Annotated in this window: 24 protein-coding genes and 1 pseudogene; 14 read left to right on the top strand and 11 right to left on the bottom strand. The window is 56.0% G+C overall.

Annotated elements, in window-relative coordinates; all coding sequences use genetic code 11:
* Nucleotides 1–62 precede the first annotated feature (62 nt).
* The 7 genes and pseudogenes from hflC to ACWJJK_RS22655 form a co-directional block, all read right to left on the bottom strand.
* Nucleotides 63–1,043: a protease modulator HflC gene (hflC, locus tag ACWJJK_RS22685; protein WP_077728323.1), complete on the bottom strand. Its 981-nt coding sequence runs from the start codon at nt 1,041–1,043 to the stop codon at nt 63–65.
* On the bottom strand, nt 1,044–2,018 hold the full coding sequence (hflK, locus tag ACWJJK_RS22680) for an FtsH protease activity modulator HflK (protein ID WP_454128512.1): 975 nt from the start codon (nt 2,016–2,018) through the stop codon (nt 1,044–1,046). It abuts the gene before it with no gap.
* Nucleotides 2,019–2,050: 32 nt separating this feature from the next.
* Nucleotides 2,051–2,826, bottom strand: a pseudogene (locus ACWJJK_RS22675) (IS5 family transposase).
* Between the two features lie 908 nt (nt 2,827–3,734).
* Entirely contained in the window at nt 3,735–4,307 is a 573-nt protein-coding gene (locus ACWJJK_RS22670) for a hypothetical protein (protein ID WP_347257436.1), read from the bottom strand.
* A gap of 115 nt (nt 4,308–4,422) precedes the next feature.
* The gene (locus ACWJJK_RS22665) at nt 4,423–4,611 is read right to left on the bottom strand and encodes a hypothetical protein (protein WP_077728326.1); all 189 of its coding nucleotides are present in this window, start codon (nt 4,609–4,611) and stop codon (nt 4,423–4,425) included.
* Nucleotides 4,612–4,964: 353 nt separating this feature from the next.
* A complete protein-coding gene (locus tag ACWJJK_RS22660) occupies nt 4,965–5,633 on the bottom strand; it encodes an ABC transporter substrate-binding protein (RefSeq protein ID WP_133716318.1) in 669 nt (222 codons plus the stop codon).
* Nucleotides 5,634–6,012: 379 nt separating this feature from the next.
* The gene (locus ACWJJK_RS22655) at nt 6,013–6,474 is read right to left on the bottom strand and encodes a hypothetical protein (protein WP_086133036.1); all 462 of its coding nucleotides are present in this window, start codon (nt 6,472–6,474) and stop codon (nt 6,013–6,015) included.
* Nucleotides 6,475–6,592: 118 nt separating this feature from the next.
* Between ACWJJK_RS22655 and gcvH the strand changes: the two genes are divergently transcribed.
* The 7 genes from gcvH (at nt 6,593) to nfi (ending at nt 13,147) form a co-directional block, all read left to right on the top strand.
* The gene (gene gcvH / locus ACWJJK_RS22650) at nt 6,593–6,979 is read left to right on the top strand and encodes a glycine cleavage system protein GcvH (RefSeq protein WP_086133035.1); all 387 of its coding nucleotides are present in this window, start codon (nt 6,593–6,595) and stop codon (nt 6,977–6,979) included.
* Nucleotides 6,980–7,256: 277 nt separating this feature from the next.
* The gene (gene gcvPA, locus ACWJJK_RS22645) at nt 7,257–8,618 is read left to right on the top strand and encodes an aminomethyl-transferring glycine dehydrogenase subunit GcvPA (RefSeq protein ID WP_454128511.1); all 1,362 of its coding nucleotides are present in this window, start codon (nt 7,257–7,259) and stop codon (nt 8,616–8,618) included.
* A gap of 19 nt (nt 8,619–8,637) precedes the next feature.
* Nucleotides 8,638–10,086, top strand: coding sequence for an aminomethyl-transferring glycine dehydrogenase subunit GcvPB (gene gcvPB, locus ACWJJK_RS22640; protein WP_454128510.1), 1,449 nt, complete (start codon nt 8,638–8,640; stop codon nt 10,084–10,086).
* A 10-nt stretch (nt 10,087–10,096) separates the two neighbouring features.
* On the top strand, nt 10,097–10,459 hold the full coding sequence (locus ACWJJK_RS22635) for a diacylglycerol kinase (RefSeq protein WP_077728331.1): 363 nt from the start codon (nt 10,097–10,099) through the stop codon (nt 10,457–10,459).
* A gap of 14 nt (nt 10,460–10,473) precedes the next feature.
* Nucleotides 10,474–11,418: a carbohydrate kinase family protein gene (locus ACWJJK_RS22630; RefSeq protein WP_454128509.1), complete on the top strand. Its 945-nt coding sequence runs from the start codon at nt 10,474–10,476 to the stop codon at nt 11,416–11,418.
* Nucleotides 11,415–12,209 carry a nucleoside triphosphate pyrophosphohydrolase gene (gene mazG / locus ACWJJK_RS22625; RefSeq protein WP_347257825.1) on the top strand — a complete coding sequence of 265 codons (795 nt, stop codon included), beginning with the start codon at nt 11,415–11,417 and terminating at the stop codon, nt 12,207–12,209. The genes ACWJJK_RS22630 and mazG overlap by 4 nt, the downstream gene beginning before the upstream one ends.
* A gap of 275 nt (nt 12,210–12,484) precedes the next feature.
* Nucleotides 12,485–13,147, top strand: a complete 663-nt coding sequence (gene nfi / locus ACWJJK_RS22620; protein ID WP_454128508.1) for a deoxyribonuclease V — start codon at nt 12,485–12,487, stop codon at nt 13,145–13,147.
* A gap of 33 nt (nt 13,148–13,180) precedes the next feature.
* Here the strand turns inward: nfi and ACWJJK_RS22615 are convergent, their stop codons facing one another.
* Entirely contained in the window at nt 13,181–13,411 is a 231-nt protein-coding gene (locus tag ACWJJK_RS22615) for an acetyltransferase (RefSeq protein ID WP_086133032.1), read from the bottom strand.
* A gap of 90 nt (nt 13,412–13,501) precedes the next feature.
* Nucleotides 13,502–13,702: a hypothetical protein gene (locus tag ACWJJK_RS22610; protein ID WP_454128507.1), complete on the bottom strand. Its 201-nt coding sequence runs from the start codon at nt 13,700–13,702 to the stop codon at nt 13,502–13,504.
* 285 nt (nt 13,703–13,987) lie between these two features.
* On the opposite strand from ACWJJK_RS22610, the gene ACWJJK_RS22605 reads away from it, so the two are divergent.
* The 7 genes from ACWJJK_RS22605 (at nt 13,988) to ACWJJK_RS22575 (ending at nt 21,095) form a co-directional block, all read left to right on the top strand.
* On the top strand, nt 13,988–14,299 hold the full coding sequence (locus ACWJJK_RS22605) for a hypothetical protein (protein ID WP_133716313.1): 312 nt from the start codon (nt 13,988–13,990) through the stop codon (nt 14,297–14,299).
* A 211-nt stretch (nt 14,300–14,510) separates the two neighbouring features.
* A complete protein-coding gene (locus ACWJJK_RS22600) occupies nt 14,511–15,080 on the top strand; it encodes a GspH/FimT family pseudopilin (protein ID WP_454128506.1) in 570 nt (189 codons plus the stop codon).
* Nucleotides 15,077–15,703 carry a type IV pilus modification protein PilV gene (gene pilV, locus ACWJJK_RS22595; RefSeq protein ID WP_454128505.1) on the top strand — a complete coding sequence of 209 codons (627 nt, stop codon included), beginning with the start codon at nt 15,077–15,079 and terminating at the stop codon, nt 15,701–15,703. The genes ACWJJK_RS22600 and pilV overlap by 4 nt, the downstream gene beginning before the upstream one ends.
* Nucleotides 15,700–16,740 carry a PilW family protein gene (locus ACWJJK_RS22590; protein ID WP_156879886.1) on the top strand — a complete coding sequence of 347 codons (1,041 nt, stop codon included), beginning with the start codon at nt 15,700–15,702 and terminating at the stop codon, nt 16,738–16,740. Before pilV ends, ACWJJK_RS22590 begins: the two co-directional genes overlap by 4 nt.
* The gene (locus ACWJJK_RS22585; protein ID WP_077728340.1) at nt 16,737–17,252 is read left to right on the top strand and encodes a pilus assembly PilX family protein; all 516 of its coding nucleotides are present in this window, start codon (nt 16,737–16,739) and stop codon (nt 17,250–17,252) included. The genes ACWJJK_RS22590 and ACWJJK_RS22585 overlap by 4 nt, the downstream gene beginning before the upstream one ends.
* Before the next feature lie 23 nt (nt 17,253–17,275).
* Nucleotides 17,276–20,662, top strand: a complete 3,387-nt coding sequence (locus tag ACWJJK_RS22580; protein ID WP_156879885.1) for a PilC/PilY family type IV pilus protein — start codon at nt 17,276–17,278, stop codon at nt 20,660–20,662.
* A gap of 10 nt (nt 20,663–20,672) precedes the next feature.
* Entirely contained in the window at nt 20,673–21,095 is a 423-nt protein-coding gene (locus tag ACWJJK_RS22575) for a type IV pilin protein (RefSeq protein WP_454128504.1), read from the top strand.
* Nucleotides 21,096–21,880: 785 nt separating this feature from the next.
* Here ACWJJK_RS22575 and ACWJJK_RS22570 read toward each other — a convergent pair.
* Entirely contained in the window at nt 21,881–22,333 is a 453-nt protein-coding gene (locus ACWJJK_RS22570) for a type IV pilin protein (protein WP_077730979.1), read from the bottom strand.
* A 12-nt stretch (nt 22,334–22,345) separates the two neighbouring features.
* Nucleotides 22,346–26,368: a PilC/PilY family type IV pilus protein gene (locus ACWJJK_RS22565; RefSeq protein WP_156879884.1), complete on the bottom strand. Its 4,023-nt coding sequence runs from the start codon at nt 26,366–26,368 to the stop codon at nt 22,346–22,348.
* Between the last annotated feature and the right edge of the window lie 7 nt (nt 26,369–26,375).

Here is a 26,375-nt window from a genome sequence, read left to right as displayed (position 1 = left end):
CGGCTGGTTCCGGTCGAGAGCTTCCGACGAGCCGTGCCGAACGGCCTGGCCACGCAGTGGCGCTATTGGTCACGGTGCCCTTTTTGCTCGATGCGCTTGAGCAAGGCAAAAAGATCGCTGTTGGTCGAAAGAACGACCGTAGATTCGCCGTTGATGACCTTGCGATAGGTTTCGAGGCTCTTCAAGAAACGGTAGAAGTCGGCCGCTTCGGGGCGCTGCGTGTATGCCCTGGCATAGATCTCCGTCGCTTTGGCATCCGCCTCGCCGCGAATTTCCTGAACCCGTTTGTAGGCGGCCGATTCGATTTCGTTGATGTCGCGGTCCTTGTTGCCGGAAATGCGCGCGGCTTCACCCTCGCCTTCGGATCGGAACCGCTGGGCAATCTGTAGCCGCTCGCTGATCATGCGTTGGTGGATGCGTTCGAGAACGCCCGGATTGTAATTGATCCGCTTGAGCCGGATGTCCAGAAGCTCGATGCCGAACTCGGCCAGTTTCGGAGCGGCGGCGTTGAAGATGCCTTTTTCGATTTCCAGTCGACCGTATTGGATCGGACGTAAAACGCCAAGCCCGCCTACTGCCGATAGCGCGCCTGCGACGCTTTCATCCTGCAGCGGTCGACGCGTTTTGTCGGTGCGAACCACCTCGATCAGTTCGTGCCTGGCAATCGCCGTGCGCGTCTCGCTGCCCAAGATATCTTCCAGACGCGACTGGGCACTCCGCTCGTCCCGCAGGCGAAGGTAATACTGCATGGGATCGGTGATGCGCCAGCGCGCGAAGGTATCCACCTGAATATAGGTCTTGTCCTTGGTCGACATTTCCACCATGGGTCCGTCCCAAGCCAGATAACGTTTGTCGAAACGGGTGACCTGCTGGATGAGAGGCAGTTTGAAATGTAGACCGGGGTCGGTAATGGGGTCGCGGACCGGCCTGCCGAACTGGGTAACGATTGCTTGCTCGGTTTCGTTGACCGTGAATGCGGACAGCAGTACCAATGCGGCCGCCAAGAGCGCGAGAAGAATCGCGAGAGTCTTAGCCAAGCTCATTTATTTTTCCTCCGGCAGCCGTGCGGGTAAGGGAAGCATCGGCAGGATCTGCTGTACCGATTCGTCCACGATGATCGATTGCTTGGCCTCGGGAAGTACGTCGCCCAGCGTTTCGAGGTAAAGACGCGCCCGGGTGATCTCCGGCGCCTTGATGTATTGCTCGAGAACGGCGCTGAACGCGGCGGCATCGCCCTCCGCCTCGTTGATCCGCTTGAACCGGTAGCCTTCGGCTGCGCGGATTTTCTGATCCGCCTCGCCGCGGGCGCGGGGCACGGCTTTGTTGTATTCGCCGTTGGCCAGATTGATGGCATTCTCCCGGTCCTGCTGCGCCCGATTCACTTCGTTGAACGAGGGTTGCACGGGTTCCGGCGGATTGACGTTTTTCAACTGCACCTGATTGACGGAAACGCCGACGCGATAGCGGCCCGCCAATTCCCGCAGCCGATCGAGGACCGATTCCTCGATTTCCTGGCGGCCTATAGTAATGATTTCGTCGACTGTCCGGTCTCCTACGACTTCCCGCATGACCGATTCGGAGAGGTCCCGCAGGGTCAGTCCCGGATTGCGTACCGCGAAGAGGTAAGTCTCGGGTTCGGTGATGCGGTATTGCACGACCCACTCGACGAGCGCCGCATTCAAGTCTCCGGTCACCATGGATTTTTCCTTTTCCGGCTCCTTGCCCACCTGATCCGGGTGGGTGTAGCCGGGTGTGACCAAACCGAATTCCAGCTTGAGTTGCCGCTGGGTCGGCACCTCGATCACGTTGTCGATGCCGAACGGAAGTTTGAAATGCAGGCCGGGCGGCACTTTAAGAATGTATTTTCCGAACCGGAGCACAATGCCTTCCGATTCCGCCGGTATTGTGTAGTACGAGGTCCATGCCAAGACGATGAGCAATAGAATCAGGAGGATTCGCGGCAGGGAGATGGGTGGCGGGCCGGAAAAACGTCCGAACAAAGGTTTTACGTTACTCACGAAGTTCTTCCTTTGAAAAACATATTAAGAGCCTATCCCAGTAGACCCGTTGCCCGCCAAGTAATGATGCCGCAGGCCAAGTGCAGCATGGCAAGATAGGTGTCGGTTCGTTTTTCCCAGCGGATCAAAATCCGGCGGAATCGGTTGAGCCAGCTGTGGGTCCGTTCGACCACCCAGCGCCGCGCCTTGAAACCGGCTTCCTTCTTGATCGCTTCGGCCTCCTCACCGCGCGCTCGAATGTGAGCGGTAAACTGAAAGGCCTTGGCCAAGTCCCTCACCTCGTCATAGTCATAGCCTTTGTCCAGGCACAAGCCTTGCGGCTGCTCCGGCGTGGGTACAGGGCGCGGGACGCCGATGGCCGCCAAGGTGGACCGCGCCAGCTTCAGGTCGTGCCGATTGGCGCCGGCAATCACCACACTCAGCGGCAGGCCCGCGCCATCGGTTAACAGGCTTCGCTTCGCACCTTGTTTGCCCCGGTCGGTCGGATTCGGTCCCGTTTTTTTGAACCCGCCAACGGCGCTTTCGTCATGGCCCCATCCATGGCCAACCACGACCAGTCCAAGCCCTTCAACGCATCATAAGCCAGCAGTCCTTCGCGCCAGAACGCCTGGAACACCCCGGCTTCGGTCCACTCGACAAAGCGGCGATGGGCCGAACTGCTGGAGCAAATCCCGGTGGCGTTCAGCGCATTCCACTGACACCCGGTCCGGAGCACAAACAAGATCGCATTCATCGCCTGTCGGTCCGGCACCCGCGGGTTATGGCACCCGAGCGGATGCGGTTTACGCGGCGGCAAGAGCGGTTCCATCCGTTCCCACAGCTCATCCGGAATGCGCCAGCCATCATCTTTCGTCACCAGTCCCATAAGAGCCCCTCTTGACTCGAAATTTCGGCATTAGAGGTCGCTCATCACGCTTTTGTTCCTACTGGGATAGGCTCTAAGCCGTAGTCCGGCAAACTCTAGCGATATGGAACAGCTCAAGGATAGCCCTATAACGCGTGCATGTGGATGCCACATCACAAGCTTTCCCCGGATGCGAAGTCTCAATTTGTCTGAAACTTAAGCCGGTGCAGTTCGGCAAAAAGTAAATGATTCGGACGGTTTGATTCAGCATCAGAGTTCTTGTTGCCCGTCATTCGGGAGGTCATCCTCGTTAACGATTTCGTGGAAGGAAGCCTGAACGCAATTCGCGCCTGGGCGCCGTTTTGGAGCCGATTCAAGTAATCAAGACGAGCCTGATCCCGGGGCAAAAAAGCGTGTCCGGCTCGCCTGCCGGCTCACGGGGATGATCAACAATATGATGCTGGATTTTGCCGCACTGCATGGAATAGCCCCGCAGGCCGAGCATTTTCCGATGAGCCGGGGGAACGAAGCGTTGAGCTCTTTAGGACTGGGAAAGCATGGTACCGTGTTGTGCAGGAGGTCGGCTTTGCCTCATCTGAGGCCGATCGAATTAGAGAGCGTCAGAAAGGGAGAGTTTTGTTATTCTTAAATAGAATAACGATACCAATGTATAGTCTTGTATGTAATAAGATAGGTAGGTTAAAATCCTTTACAGCGTAATAATCGACTCTCCTCTTAACCTCACCTTTAACAGCCTCGGTCTACCGGGGCTTTCTTTTGAACGAGCCTTCTTATCGACCATATCGAGGTTGACAGGCTGATTTCAAACCGCCGACGGCACATTTGAGCGCCGCCGGCTGTACACGATTGATTTAGATCTGTTCGGCTACGGTTACGCAGAGATTGGTCGGATTTTGCTGCGCGTCTAGTACTGGCTTGATGGAAAAGCTCACCAGATTTTCCACACCTGCATCGCCGAGATCGGTTACCGGAACACCCTCTATCTTGATCTTGGTGCCTTTGATCGACCAGGTGTAATTGGCGTCGAAGCCGGTATTGTTTCCGGAATTCTCAAGATCCACCTCGAGCGTGGCTCCGTCGCAGGCCGCTGTGGGTTTCTTCAGGTCGAGCACGTGGGCGTGAAACCCGCTCTTGGGATCTACGTGCGTGCTGTCCTGTATGGGCAAATGAGTAACCAGGACCAGGACGTTGTTGGTGCCGTCGGTCAGGGCGCCATAACCGAATGCGCCTGCCTTGCCGTCCATAGGCACGGCGGCCGATGTTTCAATTTCCACGTCAAGAACCTTCCCTTTGCTCTTGTTTTCCCATTCGACTTCCGCTTGTTTCACTTTCAGATAGTTCGGTGTTTCGGCCCAACTTGGGGAGGACACGAGGATCATCGATGCCACGGAACCGAACAGGGTCATCAATCTTATCGTTTTCATCGAGAGATCTCCTTTATATTAGCGATTGGTTAAGGTGCCGAACACGGATCGGCGCCCGAAGCGATAATATGATCGACTCGATAATATTTCTAGGGAAGAGATCGAATGGGAGAGACTATTCCCGGCCAAAATTCTGATTTTCTCTCTCGCTTACAGCAAACACATGCCTGTTTTGGTCGAATCCTCTCTCGGCGATTCCCAATCGGGTTTCCGCTATCGCCTTGGCTTCAAGGCTGGTTGGTGCCTTTATCTTGATAACCTCGGTACGGCCATCGAGATAAAGATAAACGTCGTAAGTATTCATAATGGGGAACACTCGAAAGAAACTTAGGGAGGGGCTTGAGATCGCTTTTTTTCCAGTGAGTCCGACGGAAAAAATACGCGTGCGACCGTTTCCCCAAGCCAGATCGAGACGATAGAAAGAATCGAGATGTGATTCTGTGAGAAATTACCCAAGAGCCAGGCTTACAAAGCGTGCTGGCGCTCAGGTATCAGGATCGATGGCGGTCCGTCCTTGGCGGGAGATTACCTTCGCCTTGCTGTCGCAAGCCACCCCGATCGGCTGACTTAAGATCGAAGTCGCCCGGCAGAGATGTCTCTCCTGGGCGACAAGGGGGCATCGCGCAACGCGACACCCGCGTAAGCGGGAAAGCAGTTCTAGGTGGCCGGGGAACGGGCAGCGCCGTTTATCGAGGCTTTTGATCCTTCAGCGTTGCGCTTGCTCAGTTCGTCGATGACACTGTCCAAAGAGCCGGTCCGGGCAATGTCCTCGCTAAACGTCGTGCGATAGTTTTGCACCAGACTGATGCCTTCTATCAGCACGTCATAGACTTTCCATGCGCCATTGGTGTCGACCATGCGATAGTCCACGGCGACCGGTTTTGCGCCGGGCTGGAGAATCTCGGTCTTGATGACGGCTTTCTTGTCGGCTAGCGGTGTCTGAAGCGGCAGATAGCGGATGTCCCAGTCCTTATATTCGGTGAATGCCGCGGTGTAAGTGCGAATGAGCAGCATACGGAATTCGTTTTTGAAACGTTCCCGCTGCTGTGGAGTGGCGGTTCGCCAGTGCTTGCCTAGAATGAGCAGGGCCGCGCGATCGACGTCGACATGGGGCTCCAGGATCTCCTTGACGATGCGCGTCGCTCTGGGAACGTCGAGCTTATAGTCGTATTCCCGTAAGGCTTGCTTTACCTCATCGGACGTTTTCTGAATGACTTGCTGGGGTGGAAGCAGGGCTTCAGCACCGGTCACAACCGGGAGGAACCCAAGAAAAATCGAGCACAAAGCCAGGAGGGCTTTGCCTGTTGAGGTAAATTGAAAAGTCATCGGCTAGCTCATAAAACAAAATATAAAAAAGACATTCAGCGAGCGTTCCGAATTTTTCGGGCGGCATGCTGATTTCTCGGGGTTCGGAGTCCAGAACAAACAGCAAAATGATACCGGCTTATCCGATCGGCGGTAATGGTTTTGTTCCCCGGTATACCGGTAGTTTGTCGTAGCTGGCATCGCTGTTCTTTAAGCATTCACTGTGCCAAATCTTTTCAGCTCTGACGTTTAAAGTACGACCCGATCACGAAGGAAATAATCCTTGCACCCATGATTTTTTGGTGCGAGAGGAGTCTAATAGGTCGATATCAAAACTGTGACACTGACTGCTCATAGGCGTGCGCTGCTTATGGATGTCTGCTTCAAAGAGCCCTGTCGATTACTTCGGATCCTGCTGTTCGCGTTCATCGGTGCGCTCGTGAGCGGCTGCGGCGCAGGTGTTCATTATCGGGCGGGCATCGGCGCGGGATATCCGAGTCCTTACTACCGGTACGATTATTATCCTTATAGCTATTTCCACGGATACGGCGCCTACCCTTACACGTACCGGCGACCCTATGGCTATGACCGGCGTTTTTATGGGTTCGATCGTTATCATCGCCCCTACTACTGGGACAGACGGCCTTATCGCTACGATAAACCGTTCCAGTACCGCGACAAACGGCCCGATCGATTCGATAAACCTTTTCAGTACCGTGACAGACAGCCTCATCGGTTCAATAAGCCTTTCCGTCACTGGGAACGGCGGCCTTATGGTTCCGGTGTGCCATTTCGTAATCCTCGGCCACATAATCGCTACCGACGTTAACCACGTGACTGCGAGCCCTTGGCTTTGCGCCATGGCAATCCCGGAATTTTTCGTTCAATCATGGCGGGCGTATAGGGTGCCCTTTACCATCGCGTGGTTTTCCCGTAATTTGACCGGAGTGTCGGTTATTTAGGGTGAATAGGATAGAACGATGAGCAGACTGCCGGACGATTTGAAGTATGCGAAAACCCATGAATGGGCGAAACCGGAGGAGAGCGGGAATGTACGCGTGGGCATCTCCGACTACGCTCAAGAGCAATTGGGCGACGTGGTATATGTCGAGCTGCCGGAAATCGGCCGGCGGGTTAAGGCGGGCGAAGCATGCGCCGTGGTCGAATCGGTGAAAGCCGCCTCGGACATCTATAGCCCGGTATCCGGCGAAATCGTCGAGGTCAACGGGTCATTGTCGGATGCTCCCGAAGCGATCAACCAAGACTCCTATGCCGCGTGGTTGTTCTGCGTCAAGGCGGATGATCTTTCAGAACTAAACACCCTTTTGGATGCCGAAGCTTATAAAGCAGACGCTGAGGCCGACTAAACGGTTCGTTTGTTTTATCGCTTGTTCTCCTCCGGTAGCGATGCTAGCGAATCGAGTGTAGCGGCCGGAACAGGCACCGGCGTTTCGCATGTCTTTGGGTTATACGCGTCGCGCGTGCCAATCGGCATAAATTCTCCGGCAGATGATACATGCCGATTTGTCCGGTGTTTGCCAGGAGCGCCCATGCCTTGTCCAGGCCCAGATCGAATGTCTTGAGCCCATAGCATTCTGGCCCGGCGGAGGGGCTAGAAATAGTTAAGAAAGCAATCCCTTAGCCATGCCTTTCATTCCTCATACCGAAGACGATATCCGCGAGATGCTTGCGGCCCTCGGCGTGCCATCGACAGAAACGCTCTTCGACGAAATACCGGCGGAGTTGCGTTGCGGCGCGCTCGATCTCCCGCCCGCTTTGAAAGAAATGGAAGTTACTCGTTTGATGCGCGCACGCGCCGGCCAGAACCGTCCGCTTCTATGCTTTGCCGGCGCCGGGGCTTACGAGCACCACATACCGGCCGCGGTTTGGGCCGTAACCAGCCGGGGCGAATATTACAGCGCGTACACGCCCTACCAGGCGGAAGCGAGTCAAGGCACGCTGCAGGTGCTCTACGAATATCAGAGCATGATGGCGAGCCTCACCGCCATGGACGTATCGAACGCTTCGCTCTACGACGGCGCGACCAGCCTCGCGGAAGCGGTGTTGATGGCGGTGCGGACGAACCGAAAATCGCATTCGCGCCGCATCCTGATGCCGAAGACCGTACATCCGTTTTACCGGCGGGTGGTCCGGACCATCGTCGGGAGCCAGGCGCTGGAACTGATCGAGCTGCCCTATGACGTCGAAACCGGGCGCGTCGATCCGGCGTCTCTGGAAATCCACTCGGGCACGGACATCGCCGCCTTGGTGATTCCCCAGATCAATTTCTTCGGCGTGCTCGAGGCCGTAGACGAACTGACCGTTTGGGCCGCCGCAAACGGCGCCATCGCCATCGCGCTGGTCAATCCCATGGCACTGGCTCTCCTCAAGCCGCCTGGCGAATGGGGGCAAGAGGGCGCCGATATCGCTTGCGGGGACGGCCAGCCTTTGGGCATACCCTTGTCGGGCGGTGGACCGTATTTCGGATTTATGTGCTGCCGCAAGGCGCACGTCCATCAACTGCCCGGACGTCTGGTCGGCCGGACCGTGGATATGGACGGCAAGCCCGGTTTCACGCTTACGCTTCAGGCACGCGAGCAACATATCCGCCGCGGCCGGGCTACCTCCAATATCTGCACCAACCAGGGCTTGATGGTCACGGCGGCGACCATTTACATGGCGCTCTTAGGGCCGGAAGGATTGCGGCGAGTCGCTTTGCAGAGCCATCAAAACACGCTCAGCCTGATGAGTAGCTTGACTGCCGTCGACGGCGCCGAGCGGGTTTTCTCGGGGCCTTTCTTTCATGAAGCGGTTTTCCGCACGCGGAGGCCCGCCAGCGAGATCATGGACGGCTTGGCGGAACGGGGGATTCTTGGAGGACATGAACTCGCAAGGGATTATCCGGAACTCGGCGAAGCCATTCTGGTTTGTGTCACGGAAACGCGTACTCAGGAGGATATCGAATCGTACGCACGCCAAATAGCGTCGCTGCTTAATTATGGCTGAAGAGGTCGGAGCCGACATAATGCTGATTTTCGATCGTTCGCGCCGAGGGCGCGCCGCGCATGCCCAGTTGCTCCCGGAATTCGGTGAATCGCCGGCCATTCCCGATTATTTGTTGCGCAAGACTCGTCCGGCCTTGCCCGAAGTCTCCGAGCTGGACGCCGTTCGCCATTACACCCGGCTGTCCCAGCAAAATTTCTCTATAGACACTCACTTTTATCCCCTGGGCTCTTGCACCATGAAGTACAACCCCAAGGTTTGCCATGACCTCGCAAGTCTGCCCGGATTTCTGAATACCCATCCCCTGGGGCTGGAGCGGACCGGGCAAGGGACTTTGGCCTGTCTGTACGAGCTCCAGGAGATGCTCGCGGAAATCACCGGCATGGCCGGGGTTTCGCTGGCCTGCGCGGCCGGGGCTCAGGGCGAATTCGCCGGCGTCGCCATGATCCGCGCTTACCATGCGTTGCGGGGCGATTCAGGACGCACCGAAATGCTGGTGCCCGATGCCGCGCACGGCACCAATCCCGCTTCCGCGTCCATGGGCGGCTTTCGGGTACGGGAAGTCGCCACCAATGCCGACGGCAACGTGGATCTAACTGCACTGGAGCTGGCCGTAGGTCCGCAAACCGCCGGCATCATGCTCACCAATCCCTCGACTTTGGGAGTGTTCGACCAGCACATTCGAGCCATCGCCGATATCGTGCACCGGGCCGGCGGGCTGCTCTATTACGACGGCGCCAATCTCAACGCCATCGCCGGCAAAGTGCGCCCCGGCGACATGGGCTTCGACGTCATTCATCTCAATCTCCACAAGACGTTTTCGACGCCCCACGGCGGCGGCGGTCCGGGTGCGGGCCCGGTGGGCGTGGGTGACAAGCTGCTGCCCTTCCTGCCTCTGCCCGTCATCGTGAAAGACGGGTCGCGCTATCGCATGCTGACCGAAACCGAGCGGCCGCACAGCATCGGGCATCTGGTCACGTTCGCGGGAAATGTCGGCGTTCTCCTGCGCGCTTATGTCTACATCCGAATGCTAGGCCATGAAGGCCTCGAGCGGGTGGCGGAATTCTCGACCCTGAACGCCAATTATCTGCTCAAGAAACTGGTCGAAGCCGGATTCGAACCCGCTTTTCCGCAGCGCCGCGCCGCCCACGAGTTCATCATTACGCTGAAGCGGCTGGCCAAAGAACATCATGTTACGGCGCTGGACTTCGCTAAACGCCTGTTGGATTATGGCGTCCATGCGCCGACGGTATATTTTCCGCTCTTGATTCCCGAGTGTTTTCTCATCGAGCCGACCGAGACGGAAAGCAAGGAAGCCCTGGATGCGTTTGTCCGGATAATGGCCGAGATTCTGAAAGAAGCAGAGACCGACCCGGATCGGCTTAAGAGCGCACCCCATTCGCTGCCGGTGCGCCGTTTGGATGAAGTCCGGGCGGCGCGGCACCCCGATCTCGCCTATAAATCAGAATAAGAACCCCTCTATGGCAGGACAAACGCTCACGGGCATTGCCCGTTTTTACGCGGCATTTACCAATTCCATTTCGGGTATCCGGGCCGCCTGGCTGAATGAGGAGGCGTTTCGGCAGGAGTGTCTGCTGGTCCTCGCCGGCGTTCCCTTGGGGCTGTGGATCGGCCAGAACGGCATCGAACGCGCGCTTTTGATCGGCGTGCTGCTGAACGTCTTGATCGTCGAATTGTTGAACAGCGCCGTCGAAGCGACCGTCGACCGTATCGGTTTCGAACGGCACGAATTGTCCGGCCGCGCCAAGGATATTGGATCGGCGGCCGTGTTTTTCTCGCTGGTCCTCGCCGGTGCGGTCTGGTTACTGATTTTGATTCGATAAAAAGGTAAAAAAGAATGACAGCGTTAATCTGCGGCTCGGTGGCCTACGACACTATCATGGTGTTTCAGGATCGATTCAAGAATCACATCCTGCCGGAGCAGGTCCATATCCTGAACGTCTCCTTTCTGGTTCCGGAACTCCGCCGCGAATATGGCGGCTGCGCCGGCAATATTGCTTATAACCTCAAGCTCTTGGGCGCCGATCCTCTGCCCATGGCCACTGTGGGCAAGGATTTCACACCCTACGCGCAGTGGCTGGGCTACTGCGGCATTAATCAGGATTTTATCAAGGTCCTGGGCGACAGCTATACGGCACAGGCTTATATCACCACGGACATGGACGACAACCAGATCACGGCTTTCCACCCTGGCGCGATGTCGTTTTCCCATCTGAACCGGGTACCAACGGATTGCGGCGTCCGCATCGGCATCGTGGCGCCGGACGGCAAGGACGGCATGGTTCAGCATGCCGCCCAATTCGCCGAAGCCGGCATCCCGTTCATCTTCGATCCCGGCCAGGGCATGCCGATGTTCGACGGACAGGAACTCTTGAGTTTCGTCGGACTGGCGACCTGGGTGACCTTGAACGATTACGAAGCCCAGCTCATGCAGGATCGCACCGGTCTCGCGCCGGAAGAACTCGCGCAGCGCGTCGAAGCGCTGATCGTCACTAAGGGAGCGCAAGGATCGTTGATCTATGCCAACGGAATCCGCCACGAAATACCGCCGGCAAAGCCGACGGCAGTGCTCGATCCGACCGGTTGCGGTGACGCCTACCGCGCCGGGCTGATCTACGGCCTTCTGGAAGAATTCGACTGGCCCACCATAGGCCGTATCGCCTCGTTGATGGGAGCCATCAAGGTCGAGACCTTCGGCACCCAGAATCACAGCTTCACCCTGCATGCGTTCAAGGAGCGCTATCGGGAAAGCTTCGGCTGCGAGCTGCCCGATCGGATATGACGAATATCCAGCGGCTGTTGGACATCATGGCGCGCTTGCGCCATCCCGAGACGGGGTGTCCCTGGGACTTGCAGCAGGATTTCGCGAGTCTCGTGCCTTACACACTGGAAGAAGCGTACGAAGTCGCCGATGCGGCGGAGCGCGGGGATATCGAGGATTTACGCGAAGAATTGGGCGATTTGCTTTTGCAGGTCGTTTTCCATTCGCGGATCGCCGAGGACCGCGGCTTGTTCACTTTCGAAGACGTGGCCGGCGCGATCAGCGAAAAGCTGATACGCCGTCATCCCCATGTTTTCGGCGAGACCATGTTCGAGACCGATGCCGAAAGGCATGAGTATTGGGAATCATCGAAAGTCGCCGAGCGCCGGGAAAAAGGCAAAACGGAGCAGGACGAAAGCGCTTTGAGCGGCATCGCGGCGAATTTGCCGGCGCTCGTAGCCGCGCAGAAATTGCAGAAGCGGGCCGCGCGGCACGGCTTCGATTGGCCCGACATAGGGCCAGTTTTCGCCAAAGTCAGGGAAGAATTGGACGAGCTCGAGGCCGCCTGCGCAACGGGCGACCAAAGCCATATCCGGGAAGAAATCGGCGATTTGCTGTTCGTCGTCGTCAATCTCGCCCGGCACCTCGAGGTCGATGCCGAGACGGCGCTTCGGAGCGGCAACCGAAAGTTCATCAACCGCTTTCGCTATATCGAAAAGCAATTGTCGGCACGGGGAAAATCCTTGACTGAGTCCACACTGGCCGAGATGGACGCCTTGTGGGATGAGGCAAAACGAAGTTTGTCAGATTAGGCATGTAGGATGCGCTGAGGTACGACAAATCGGCAAGATCGCCGATTTGCACGGAGAGCCGCCCGGAGGGAGCCGGGCAGGATAGCCCGGCATGAACCGAACCGCATCAATCGCGAACGATGCCTGTCCTGAGCTCAGTCGAAGGGCGCTTCCCTTCGTTCAGCACATCCTACGAATTTGTTCGGGTCTACACCTTGGACGTAGGTCGGCAATCCTTTGCCGACAAACCCGCTGACGAAGCCGAAAGGTTTAATCCACCAAAATGGACGTTGAAGTTGAAGCTACGACACGAACACCCCTGGGATGTCACACCGCAAGAAGCCATCGCCATTCAGAAACGGCTGCGAAACCTCGTCAGTTTGCAGGACGAATTACCGGAAACGGTCCGATGCGTAGCCGGGGTGGACGTCGGTTTCGAAGAAGGGGGCACTGTCACGCGAGCTGCCGTGGCGAAGTTGAGTTTCCCCGAGCTGGAGTTGATCGATAGCGCCGTCGCGAGGCGGCCGACTTCGTTTCCTTATATTCCGGGCCTTCTATCCTTCCGGGAAATTCCAGCCATCTTGGATGCCTTGCAAGCTTTGCGAGATCTGCCGGATTTGATGCTGGTCGATGGTCAAGGCTATGCGCATCCTCGCCGCTTGGGCATAGCCTGTCATTTGGGGGTACTGACCGATATCCCGACGATAGGCGTCGGAAAGACACGGCTCTTGGGTGTTCATGGCGGCGTTCCAGACCGGCGCGGCGCCTGGGTTCCCCTTTTGGACAAAGGGGAGACCATCGGAGCCGTGTTAAGGACGAGGCAGGGCGTCAAACCGGTTTACATCTCGCCCGGCCACCGTGTCGCTTTGCAGACGGCCGTCGAATGGGTAATGCGCTGCACCGGGCGTTACCGCTTGCCCGAAACGACGCGGCATGCACACCGCCTCGCTTCGGGATAACGAACGCGAAATTCTGGTAGCTCCGCGATGCTCTTACGGTTTACTTGCGGGGAGTTCCTTGTCCCTATAGTGGACATCCGTCCAGCAAACCGGAAGCTCTTCGCCTGACGGAAATACCAATTCGGTCTTCGGGAATTTTTCCGGGTCCTGCATCTCTTCGCCCCAATGCAAGCGCCCGACTATGTTTTTGTGTATCGGATTGACCAGATCGTTGAGACCGAGAACCTCGACCAGATGTCCATTCTTTTTCAGTTTGAGAAACATGGCATATGTCTCCTCTAATGAATGAATCGTTTAAAGGTCCGTCATCCGTGGCTTGAGTTCTACTGTAGAGCGATTCCGGGCGCGATGCAATCACTCGGAACGTTCGCCGCCCCAAAGAGATTCGATGCTCCAGTAAACCAACTGCGTCAAAACGACGCCTACCCCGAAACCGCCGATAAAAAACTCCGACGCATGATGCTGCATGGTGGTCGCGAGAAACTTGCCGGTAAAAAATCCAACTACCAGCGACAAGCCGATACGCAATCGTTTGAATATTTCTTCTGTGTTCATGGCTGAGCGAACTTATAAAGTTGAATGAGAAAGTTCTCGGGCAAACTTTAACCTAGAAGCGACAATTGGACGCAGTCGACGTCGTTTCTCCGCTAAGTGGCTTAAGGACTGGCTCCAGCCCGCGGCAATCCACGTTTTTCCCCGGTACTCCGAGGTTTGCTGGGTGAGTTAGGTGCGCACCGGGACGGGGCGCCGGCTGAACTTCATCGGCCGTAACGAAATCTTAGTGATTACACTGACAGACGAAACGGGTTCACAAAGATGCCGGTATCCGACGAGTACACCTTGAATGAACTGACTGCGTGGTTCCGCCGGCGGCTGGATGAACTGAGAATCCATTTCGACGACGAGCCACTCAGTTACGAGGCTAATACAGCTTACGATATCGCCTTTTATCGTCTTCTGGCGGAAGCCCGAGACGCATGGCTGGCGCGTCACGGTTACACTCCCACGCCGGGACAGCTCACCAAAGCCTTCTTCAATGCGGAATTCGAACGCTCGCGCGAACAACGCCTTGCCAAGCGCAATTGGCTGTCGCGCGCCATTTGCCGATTGTTTCCTTTCAAGGTGTCTCGAAGGCCGTTCCACGTGAAATAACACCTGCCCGACCTTTTCTTCTTCAGTTCCCTCGGCACACACGAAAGCCCATCGAAAACAAGAGATCCGCTTGAATTCGGTAATTCGAGCGCATCCCTTTGATCATCGGAGGGCAACAATCCGCCCTATCCTCTTCTTGCGGCTGTTTTGAACGCGCCGCTCCATCACGGCCGTTCGTCGGATAAATCCTACCGATTGTCGGCTTCTGCCGATGCAGCGAAAAAGCGCTGCTATAACTATCGGCATGAAAACAGATCATGAAAACGGTTTTACATTAATCGAGCTGATGGTCGCGGTAGCGGTGCTTGCCGTGACACTCACCATCGGGGTACCCAGCTTTCGAGAGACGATTCAGACCAATCGGATGGCGACTCAGGCCAACGAATTTGTCGCGGCGCTCGCCCTGGCGAGGAGCGAAGCCATAAAACGTGGAACGCGAACGACGCTATGCAAAAGCCCAGATGGCAGTAATTGCACCAACGGCGGAAATTGGGATCAAGGCTGGATAGTGTTTGTGGACGGGAATAACAACGCTACCGCCGACGACGGAACCGGTTCGATCCTGAAAGTTTATTCCAGTCTCGGCTCTTCGACGCTGAGCGGAAACACGAACGTTGCCAATTATGTTTCCTATATTTCCTCCGGCTTTACGCAGTTGATCGGCGGTGGCATTCAAGCCGGAACATTCACGCTCTGTCCCGGTACTTCCGGCGCCACTGGACGCTCCATCGTGATCAGTGCCACAGGCAGACCCACGGTAAGCAAGGTGACATGCTCATGAAGCGTTTAACCGAACTCGTCATGAAAGATGGTTCAGCAAAGCGCCTCCAAATTGGTTTTTCGCTGCTCGAAATATTAATCAGCGTTCTGGTTTTTTCCATAGGCGTCCTCGGCATCGCCGCGCTTCAGCTCAAGGCCAAACAGTCGGGCTACGAGGCCGTACAGCGGACTTTGGCCACGTCCTTGGCCACCGAGCTGCTGGAAAGGATGAGGTTGAATTCGTCGGGCACGTCTTTGATCAATTACGTCACGGCCAACGGCACACAGACATTCAATTCGTCCACTCCGCCCGCAGCCGCTCCGGACTGCTCGGCCGGCTGCACTTCTACTCAAATTGCCGCCTTGGACTTGCGGAATTTTTGGGATGCCTTGAATGGCGCCAGCGAAACCCGGAACGGCAATCAAACCGGCGGCTTGGTCAATCCAACTACGTGTATCAGCGGCCCGGCGGACGGCTCGCCCGGTACTTACACGGTCACCATCGCGTGGCGCGGTCAGGCCGATTTAGCGTGGAGCAATCAAGGTGTCAACGCCAGCACCTGTGGCCAGGGAAGTTACGACGGACCGAGCGGCACGAACGGCTATCGCCGCATCTTATCCATCACCACCTGGATCGGACCATGAGCAGATTGATACATACCACCACATTCAGGCAATCCGGTGTCGGCTTGGTCGAGCTCATGGTGGCGCTGGTCTTGGGCTTGTTCGTCACCGCCGGCGTCACCAGCATGTTCGTCCAGAACAAGGGAAGTTATAACCAGGACGAGCGAAATGCCCGGATGCAGGAAAACGCCCGCTATGCCCTACAGCTTCTGGCGCGCGATTTGTCGATGGCGGGCTTCTGGGGAGGGGTGGTCGGTTCCGGCAGTGATATCGATAGCTCAGGGCCCTCGACCGCGGGAACCGGGGCCGCCTGGGCCTATAACTTGGCATCGACGATCGATTATTTCGTACCTTCCGTAGCGGCGCCCGCTCCTACTTCTAGATTCGCTTGGTTCAGTGTCCCAAGCGGGTCAAGCTATAAATCCAATACTAATATTCTCGCCGTCAAGCATGTCTCCGGAGTCAATTATCAGAACCCCAGCACACCTCCTGCAGGCGTCTACGTCAGCACGGTGGGAGCCGGCGGCACTCTGGCGACACGGGACGGCGTTACCCAAACCCCCGCGGGAATGCAGGACTGGGAATATCAATCCCATATGTATTACATCGCCACCGACGATACCACGGGAGTTCCATGGCTGCGCCGGAAGCATCTTGTAAATGGTGCCATGAGCGAGCAAGGCGAAGGGGAATTGGTAGAAGGCATCGAGTTTCTCTACGTCGAATTCGGTATCGATACCGACGGCGACGGCATTCCGAATCGGTATCTGTCCAACCCTTCCGCTACGCAGCTGCAAACCGCGGTTAGCGCACGCATCTCTTTGCTGGTCCGCAGCTCAGACCAGGATTTTTCCTCTCCCGCCGACGACAAGACCTATTTGCTCGTAGATGCGGATGGAGACGGCGCATACGACTCAGGTGTCGATGTGAGTGTCAATGGGATTCTTAACGGCGGCAATGCCTTCAACGATCACTATTACCGCCGGATGTACACAACCACTGTGCAACTACGAAATACCCAATACCAACTCCTTCTGCAAGGAGCGACCGCCTCATGAAGCACTTCAGTAATCTTCACATTCAGAGGGGCGCCGCTTTAGTGGTGTCGCTGCTGATTCTCCTGGTGGTGACGATCGTCGGATTGGCCGGGATGCGGACGAGCACTCAAGAGCTGCGTATGGCCAGTAATGCCGAAGATAAAGAGACGGCATTTCAACAAGCACAAGCGGCTATCGATTACCTCGTCAATAATCCGGATCTGCTCCCGGTCATCGGCAATGTCGGTTATGCCCTCTGTACGGCAAACCAAACCAAGGCGGACGGAACGGCTTGCGACCAAACCAACATCGATCTTCCTGCTCCGCCATTCGACGACAGCGCCACGGGTACCAGCAGATTACGACTTACTCGCCAGAATCCTGGTACCGGTTTGCCGCCCCGCCTTTTGGCTACCAGCTCGGCCATGTTCGCATCGGCTTATTACCTGGGGGAAAGCCAATACGATGCTACAGGCGTCGGACGCGGCGCGGCCGGTTTGGGCGCCGGACTGATGCGGATCATACCCAAATGAAAAAGAACTCGCGGAGTGCATCCATGAAACTCGCAACAGTCTTGGTCTCCTCTCTGATTGCCATTTTGAGTCTGCAACCCGCGCATGGCGAGGATACCGATATTTATCTGAACTCGGCAAACACCGAGGGCGGAAGTCCCATGGTGATGTTTGCTCTAGATTACCGCTCGAATTTGGGGTCGACTGTTTGTCAGGGCAGCGAGTGCAACAGTCTCCGCTCGGCCGTATCGCCAAGCACGGGAACGACTTATCTTCCCGCTAGCGGCACCGTCAGTTTTTTCGAGCTGTTGCGGGCTGTCTTGAGAAAAGTGACGGACGATCTGGCGCCGCAGCTCACCGGCGTGAAGTTCGGACTCATGATCAACCATAACAACAACAACAATTGCGAAGGCCCCAACAGAACCGGTTGCAGTAACGGCGGCTATATGATGCTGGGTTTCGATACCGGCACAAGCCGTCTGCACAACAAGCTTGCTCAAATCCCGGTGCCGCAAGGCAATCTTGCCCATTCGTTTCAGGGAAAGGAGCTTTATTTCGAGCTGTTCCGCTATTTGACGGGCCAGGATATCTATAACGGCCATAATGGCTGGACCGATTACGACACGAACAACCAGCAAAACTTGCCCGTTGATAATCCCGACATCAGTTGGGATACCTCCATAGAAACGGGAAACCGCTACACTAGCCCTTTGTCCGGGACCCAATGCAGTAAGATTTTCGTCATCAACATCATGTTCCAGGTGTCCCAGCAGGATTCCGATTCGGATCTGGCGATCAGGGAGACCAAGGCCAACGGCGGCATGAACCAGCTGAACATCACCGGCACTAACAACAACTTCTCGACCGTGATCCGCTTTATGCGCGATGCCGATTTGGCGGATGGAACTTGGGGACAACACAATCCGGATCTGGAAGACGTCCAAAATGTCACTTCCTTTTTCTTCGTCGATCAGACCAAGGTCAACACAACTACCAACGGTTATGCGTCGGCCGGCGGTACGAATGCGGCGCTGCCTTTGAGCAGCAATCCCGATGATCTGGTCAAGCAGTTTAAAGATGTTTTTGAGCAAATTTTGAGCATCAGCACGACCTTCGTATCCGCCGCCGTTCCGGTCAATGTCTTCAACCGTACCGAAACGCTCGAAAATGTGTTTTATGCCTTGTTCCAGCCGGAAGGTACCCCCCGCTGGAACGGCAATCTCAAACGTCTGAAACTGGCGGTTGACGAGAGCACCGGAAATTTGCTGGTTCTCGATCAGAACGACAACGAGGCCATTTCGGCGACCGACGGTCGGATCAAGAACGAAGCTCTGACCTTTTGGACCAGTGCCGGTGGCGCGGACGTCGTAGCGGCCGATACGGAGATTGGTGAAGTTTCAGGCAAGGATGGCCGTAGCGTCTCGCGTGGTGGCGCCGGACAAAAAATTCCCGGTTTTCTGGGCGGCAGTCCAGGCACTAGCAATACATCCGGCGCCCGAAAGCTTTTTACCGAGCCGGACAGCTATACAAACGGAACGCCCACCGCATTCCGCGCGCTGAACGCGGATGATGCGACGACGGCTGGCGTCTCCGTAATCTGGGACAAGCTTAAACTTAGGGGCGCGAACAAGTCGACATCCTGTTCTCCTTCGACGGATTGCTGGACCACCGCCGCCAGCTACGCGACCGCCTCCGCGACGGATCAAACCATGGCGATCGATCTTCTCAAGTTCGCCCGCGGACTCGACCCGTTCGACCTGGACGCCGACGGGAGCATCTCGGACGTGCATCCATGGGCTACGCCGAGCGCTACGCCGAGCGGCCAGAGCCTCCAAAAGCCCTGGCTGATGGCCGATCCCTTGCATTCGAAGCCGACACCCATCAATTACGGCGCGCGAACGGCGGCGGGCTATTCGAACACGGTGCAGGATGTGCGTATTCTCTTGGCGGGCAACGACGGCTATCTGCATATGTTCCGCAACTCGACCTCCGGCAGTTCGCCCGAAGTGCCGAGCGGCGTGGAGGATTGGGCTTTTATGCCGAGGTCTCTGATCGGCAACCTCAAACTTTTAGCGGAGAATGCAGATGCTACGCCGCATGTGTATGGGCTAGATGGTAAGGCCGCCGTCTATATGAAGGACACCGACGGCGACGGTACGATCGAATCGGGAGAAAAGGTCTGGGCCTACATAGGTATGCGGCGCGGCGGCAAGGCTTATTACGCTTTGGACATCAGCGACCCGGACGATCCCAAAATGCTGTGGTCGATTTCCAAAACCAGCGGCGGTAATTTCGACGACTTGGGATGGACCTTCTCCGATCCGGTTGTAGGCAGCTTGAACTGGGGAAGCGGCGAGAAGCCCGTCGTGATCTTCGCGGGCGGGTACGACGCCAATAAAGACACCCGAAGCGGCGCCGATTCCAATAATGCCGCAACCGGCACCAACGATAGCGAGGGCAACGCGATCTATATCGTCGATGCCGAAACCGGGGCTCTGGTGTGGAAAGCGGCCAAAACGTGCGGAAGCATTCCGGCGACCCAATGCAGAGCGCACGCCGATCTTCTGGACAGCATACCCTCCAGCGTAACCGCCGTAGATACAGACAGCGACGGGCTGACCGATAGAATCCTGGTTGGCGATACCGGCGGTGTGATATGGCGTGCGGATTTGATTGCTCCCCCCCCTCCGGATCCTGAAGTCGATCCACCGGTTTACCTCGATAAGCGTGCGGAATGGACGATATCACCCATTCTTTCCGTTGGACGGCATGCAGGGCAAGCCGACCGCCGGTTCTTCCACAGACCAGATTTCGTTCAGGCAAAAGACAATACCGGAACCTTTGACGCTGTAATCATTGGTTCCGGAGACCGCGAACATCCGCTGGACACAAATATTCAGAATCAGTTTTACATGTTCAAGGACCGTAACACGCTCACTGGAAATCCTCCGTCTACCACAAAACAGGTGAGCAATCTCGACAATTTGACCGACACGGCGGCTACAGCGAGCAATGCGTGTAACTGTGGGTGGTATATCAATCTTGGACTTGGCGCGGACGGTGGCGAAAAGTCTCTGGCTTCACCGTTGACGTTCTTCGGAAAAATATTCTTCAGCACTTATGTGCCCGTGGGGGATTCTGGGGAAGACGACAACCTGACGTGCGGACCGGCGGAGGGCAAAGCCTATACTTATGTCGTAAATCTGTTTACTGCGGCTGGCGTTTACGACTTCGACACCAGCAATGATTCCAACGGTGAAACGAAGGAGCGTTCTGTCGATACCGGATCGGGCATCCCCAGCGATCCGATCTACATGTCATTGGGCGGAAAACAATTTATTACTCCAGGGAATATCCCACCGGAAGAAGAGTTCAGGCATCCCTTGGAAAGCAGGGCGATTTGGAAAACATTCTGGTATGAGAAGGAATGAGAGATCGATCATGACGATGCAAGGTATTCGAAAAATTCGGGGTTTTACCCTGATGGAATTGATGATCGCGGTTGCCGTGGTAGGAATACTGGCGGCGGTCGCTTTTCCGAGCTATCAAAGCCAGGTCATAAAAACCCGACGCTCGGACGGCAAAGCCGCTTTGATGAGCGCCGCCGCCAAGCAGGAACAGTACTATCTGGACAATAAAACTTATGCCAACACTATGACTGCGCTGGGTTATTCGGCGAATCCAGCGAGTTCCGCGGAAGGGTATTATCAGATCAGCATAACGGCATCGAGTGCGACCGCTTTCACGCTCCAGGCGGCGCCTCAAGGCAGCCAGACGAGTGACACTGTTTGTGACAATCTGACATTGAATAACTTAGGAACCAAGACGGAAAGCGGAAGCGGAACTGTCAACGACTGCTGGTAACTTTACTGCTGACGATGTTTCCGTAATTCGTAAGGCGGGTTAGCCGGTAATCCGGCTATTTCCTAGCCCCGATACCCACTAAGCAAAGGTTTACATAGCCATTGAACTACCGTAAATCAGGTTACGAAACAGATTTTGCGGGCGGCTACACCCCAGTGCCAAATTCTACTGTCGGCGCGACGGACGCTGGGCGCATCGTTTTATTTAAGGTTGTGACGAATGCGTCTAGAGCATTTTCATAGCTAGTGTACGGGCACTCGCGAGTAGGTCGGGAATCCTTTCCCGACGACACGTCCCGCCGAGCGTCTTCGTCGGCAAAGGATTGCCGACCTACGAATGCTTGAATCCATTCACCCGAGCCGAAGGCGCCAACGACTTCCGCCAAGCCTGTTTTGCCGTACGAGCGAGATGAAAGCGCTCTAACGTTGCGTACGATCAGACTGATCGCACGACGGCTCTACCGTCAGTACCGCGGTTACCACGACCTCGATGACTACGACCGGGCACCATGATCCGGTGACACAAATGACCCCAGTCACTCGACGGAGCGGGTCAGCAACCCTGTCTTCCCGCGGCTGGAAACTTGCGCCGGATGCTCGTCAAGTCGTTTACCGCATCCAATGCCAAGGCGCTGCGAGAACTTATCCTCTCCTCGACATTACGCCTCCGATGCTCCCTTGAGCGGAAATCAGGATGAAGAATATTTGGGCGAGAATTTCGTCGGCAAATTGCTCACAATTGGAAAGAGGCGGTAGTGAAACCTTCAGAGAGCTGCCTGTTCAGGGTTAATTCCAACATTCGCTGACAGTTTTCGATGCGCCCGTAAGTCCCTTCTGTCCAAGCTGATTCAGCGTGAACGAACCGCATGCGTCACCGTCCATGGTGCTGCCGCTTGCCGGAGCTGCTGTCAAAGTAAATGTTGTTGCACCAGCAGCAACGGTGATGTTGTATTTCGCAGTTCCATTCCGTGGAGATTGAATTACCGGCAACATCGGGTTTCCGTCGTTCGCATCGCCGCAAATTCGATCAGTACCGGAATTGTAGCAATTCGCTTCCGTGAACAGACGTTCGAGAAACTGCGCATCTTCCAGCAAGTCAGACTTTGCTTCGGATCGGGCCGCACGTTTGACATATTCTTGATAGCCTGGCAGAGCGATGGCTGCCAAGATACCCACTATAGCCACGGTGATCATCAGTTCGATCAGCGTGAACCCTCTTGGCGTCGTCTGGGAGTTCATCTCGCGTTACTCCTATTGGATTTGCATCCAATATTTCCGTTCTATGCTCCCGCTGCCGCCACCTTCGTCATCTGAAGGCCCCCGATTCTTGATGCTCATGATATTGCCCGTGGTGCCTGATAATTCCTTATATGCCACGCCGGGAGTCTCGCTCTGTAGCCATGTCGGGGTTTCGGCAATGCCTACCGTCGACTTTATCCCCGACGAAACATTGCCGCTAGCCAGTTTATCCGCGTCATCAAAAACATTGTCTGCATTGAAGTCGAAGTTAGAAATACTGGTGCGCCCACCGGTGACCGCGTCGAGTTCCATGAGCCAACTGTCTCCCCCGGAAACGCAGGGATCAGAGGACGGGATGACGGTAACGAAGATGATGCGATCGTGCTTCAGCAAAGCTCGTGAAATCACGCGCTCGCCGGCGGCGCCGCTAGGCGGCACCAGATCGAGATACCAGCCGCGCTTGCTGCCCCAATCTACTGTGTTGTTGCTGGTTTCTCTTTGGCCGAAGCCGAATTCCGTTGTTTCGGTGGTGATTGTTTGAGCTTGTATATGATCGTTATCCCGGGGCACTGTTCCAATCTCATTGGGTTTGTCCCAAATGGCATAAAAGCTTTGCACTTCGATATTGGACGGGTCGGTGGCTGTGAGATAGCGCCCTGTTCCGAAGTAGATCAGCACACCGCCGTTCGGGTGGTTGCCGATTACGGGCTGAACCGTAATCGGTTGAACCTCGCCGTTTGCATTAGTCGCGGTGAACAGAGGATTTCCGCCGTTGGCCAGCGTTAAAGCGCTCAGGTCGAATTTCCAGAGGTTGCCCTGCAAATCGCCGGCGTAGGCATAATCGATGATTTTGTCGTTGTTGGCATCGTACAAAACCGGGGTGGAGAGACCGTTGCTGGTGCTGTCGCCTGCGGCAATCTTTGCGATCTGAGACCCATTACTCAGATTCACCACGTACAGAAAGGCCTTGTCCGAGGCGCTGTTGTAACCGTTGCCGAAAATAGCCGCCCATTGACCGTTATTTAGTCTGGCGATCTGTGGCTGACTGAAGGTATAACCCAAATCGGTCGCATCCGAGTATTCCCACAGCACGTTACTGGCGTTAAAGCCGTCAGGATCGCTGATATCCAGAGCGTAGATCGATTTACCCCCAGCGCCAAGTCCTCCAACCAATACGGTTTTCCAATCGCCTGACAAGTAAGCATCACTTACCTGAGGCGAACCGTCTACAAAATATTTATGTGTATAGGCCGGGTTAGTGAGCTTGCTGAGATTGTCGTAAACTCCCGCTGGAACATAAGCGAATAGTTCCTTGCCGGAATCGGCGCTCCCGACATCAGCTCGGAAAGCGTGCAGCATGCCGTCGTTTGCACCTACGTATACGGCCGGGGTGCGCGACGATTTACCGCTTACAAATGCTGAATATGAGGATCTTTCCGGTTCCGCCAACGCCGATGTGCCTTCGCTATAACCGTAGTCCTCTGCTTTTACGAAAGCCGGATCGGAATCGATGATGTCGCCCAGCCACCATTCGACATTGACCGATTCGCTCCGATTGCCGTCCCCGTCCGAATCGGCGATATCGACAATGCTTGCTACCCGATTCCGAAAGGCACCGCCATTCCGTTGCTCGTCGCTATGGCTGCCCCGCAGCCAATTAAGCCGATCGCTACAGAGATTGTCCACCACCCCGCTGGAGTCAGTATCCAGAACCGCCTTCTGTGAGGCGCTAAGGTTGGTACAGTCGCTGAAGCTTTGGCCTGAAGCACCGGTCCAGGTGAAGATGTTCCGGGAACCCGGAGCGGGAATTGTGGCGGCATCCCAATAGGGCGAACCGACACTGCCGTCGCCCTGTACCGGATAGGCGATGAGCTGGCCATGCCAATCCCTAGTGTCGAAGCGGGCTTGGAAAAGTACGGCACCGCTTTGAATGCTGGTGGAATTTGCGGCCAGTGCCGCGAAAGAAGGATTTGCTGCTGTAACGGCATTCACGACCGAATTGAATGCATCCACGACATCCTGAGCGTTCTCCGCGCTGAAGAACTCTCCCCGACTGCTAATGGCGGCATGCCACAAATCGTATACTTTGCGCTGCTGATTCAGGTCGCTCGGAGGACAAGATTCGCTGGTCTGAGTGTAAGGCCAACAATAGGGTGAGCCGGAACTCGAGCTCGTTGGAGGATTGGGGCAGCTAGCACCCTCGGCCAATTTGGAATAGTCCCCAGCGAAGGTGCTGCCGCCCCATATCGGGTACGTTCCCGTGCCGGATACCGGGGTGCCGCTCATCGTCGTACCCAAGCCGAGTCCAATGATGAAGGTATTCAGGTGCTGCCAAGTCGCCGGATCATTCTTGGGGTTGAGCCACTGAGCCGCCGCATCGCCGGAAAGATCTTTGAAACTCGCGGGGACATTATTATCTAGACCTGACTGAAGATCGGTAACCCAATACTTGAACGCGATATCCGCCAGATTGTTGCTTTGGTAATCCCTGTAAGGGGGGCCCGGGGTCCAGCTCGAAGTGGTTCCACCGCCCGAGGTCGGCATGGGTTCGGGCAAGGTAACCCCGGAGCTGTTCAAGTCGCCGACGGTTACCGAATCTCCGCACCACCCTCCATCGGTCATCAACAGATGGACGTTTCGACGGCAGGCATCATAACCTCTTACCGTTCCGTCAGGATTGAGAGGCTTGTCCCGGATTTGCGGGTCGTCTGCCAAAGGATGGTTGATGTTGATGGCTCCCGTAAAGTAATCACCGGCACGGACGGCGGCTGTACGCAAATAAGTGCTTCCAGCAACCGGAAAACGGGCAAGCCAGTCGTAAAGCTCCTGCTTATGAGTCTTCCCATTCGGGAGCGTAGCGTTCAATCGTCGAATTCGATTGTCTGTGGTGCTGCCATCCCACCCCTCGCAATTTGTCCCGAACGTATTGCACGTAATGCCCAAGTTATTTAGATCTTGCCATGCCACGCGCACCTCGCCATCCAGGCCTGCAAAAGCGCGCATTGCGCCGGACACCGTAGCCAGGTTCCGGGTGCGGTAATAGGAGTACCAGTTGGCGAAGTTCTGTTCCTTTTGTTCCGCTGTGCCCGCAAAGGTGTCCGACGCCGAACCGACAGTCACTTTCACGTAGCAATCATCATCGTCCTTCTGGCCGGAGGCGGTAGGAGTGCAAGCGGCTGGTCTGGGGACGCCGGCTTGCGTATAAAAAAGGTAGTAATAGGCCGGGTAAGTGTTTGCCGTAGTGTCGAGCGTCCAGGAAAGGCTTACGCCCGTTTGGTTGTTGAGATCATTGGACCAGCGATTGCCGACGTAAATGTACTGCTGTGAACTGTTGACGCTGGTGACCGTATAGGTCCCATCCCGGGAAGAACCGGTAACCGTAAGCGATGCCCCCGATGCAAGATTAGCGAAGATACCCGAGCATCCGGAATCGATATGTATCCGGTCGTTGCTGCTGTTGTTGTCGAAATCCACCTGGCAGGTGGAAGGTCCATAGTTGTAGGTAATGCTTGTGTTTGAACCGTAGTATCCGCGGTCGCTGCTCCCATTCGGAGAGCCGGCGTTAGTCTGGTTCGTGTTCTGTGGCGAGTACTGTCTCGTTGCCCAATAATTGGTTGCAAGGTTCACCGTTCCGCGTGACGTGTCGAAACCGTTAATCGGAGCGGCGGTAAACGAAATATTGGGGTAGCACATGGCTGCTGGGGCGCTGCTGAGCGTGCAGTCATTGCTGGTTCCGTTGTACTTCGGCGGCGGCGGATAGGTAATGGCCGGGTTGTAATAAAGGGCATTGAAATAGGCCGACTTGAAACGATTGGTCGCCTGATTTGCCTCGATACTGTCCGGCACGGCCGCGGACGGCATACTGAGTGAATCGTCTAGTGTGACGACCAGATTCGGCGCGACCGGAACGGTTAGAAAAAGCGGCTGATCGGACAGCGTCAAAGGCGCCGCGTACGCAGACAAATCCAGGCAGCCTGAAGCGAGCAGCCCCAAAGACAACGAAGTCAGGCGGATGGCTTTGGCGGATTGATGCATGTTGCCT

It is taken from the genome of Methylocaldum gracile (genome assembly GCF_053646815.1).
This window is presented reverse-complemented; position numbering and strand designations above follow the sequence as displayed.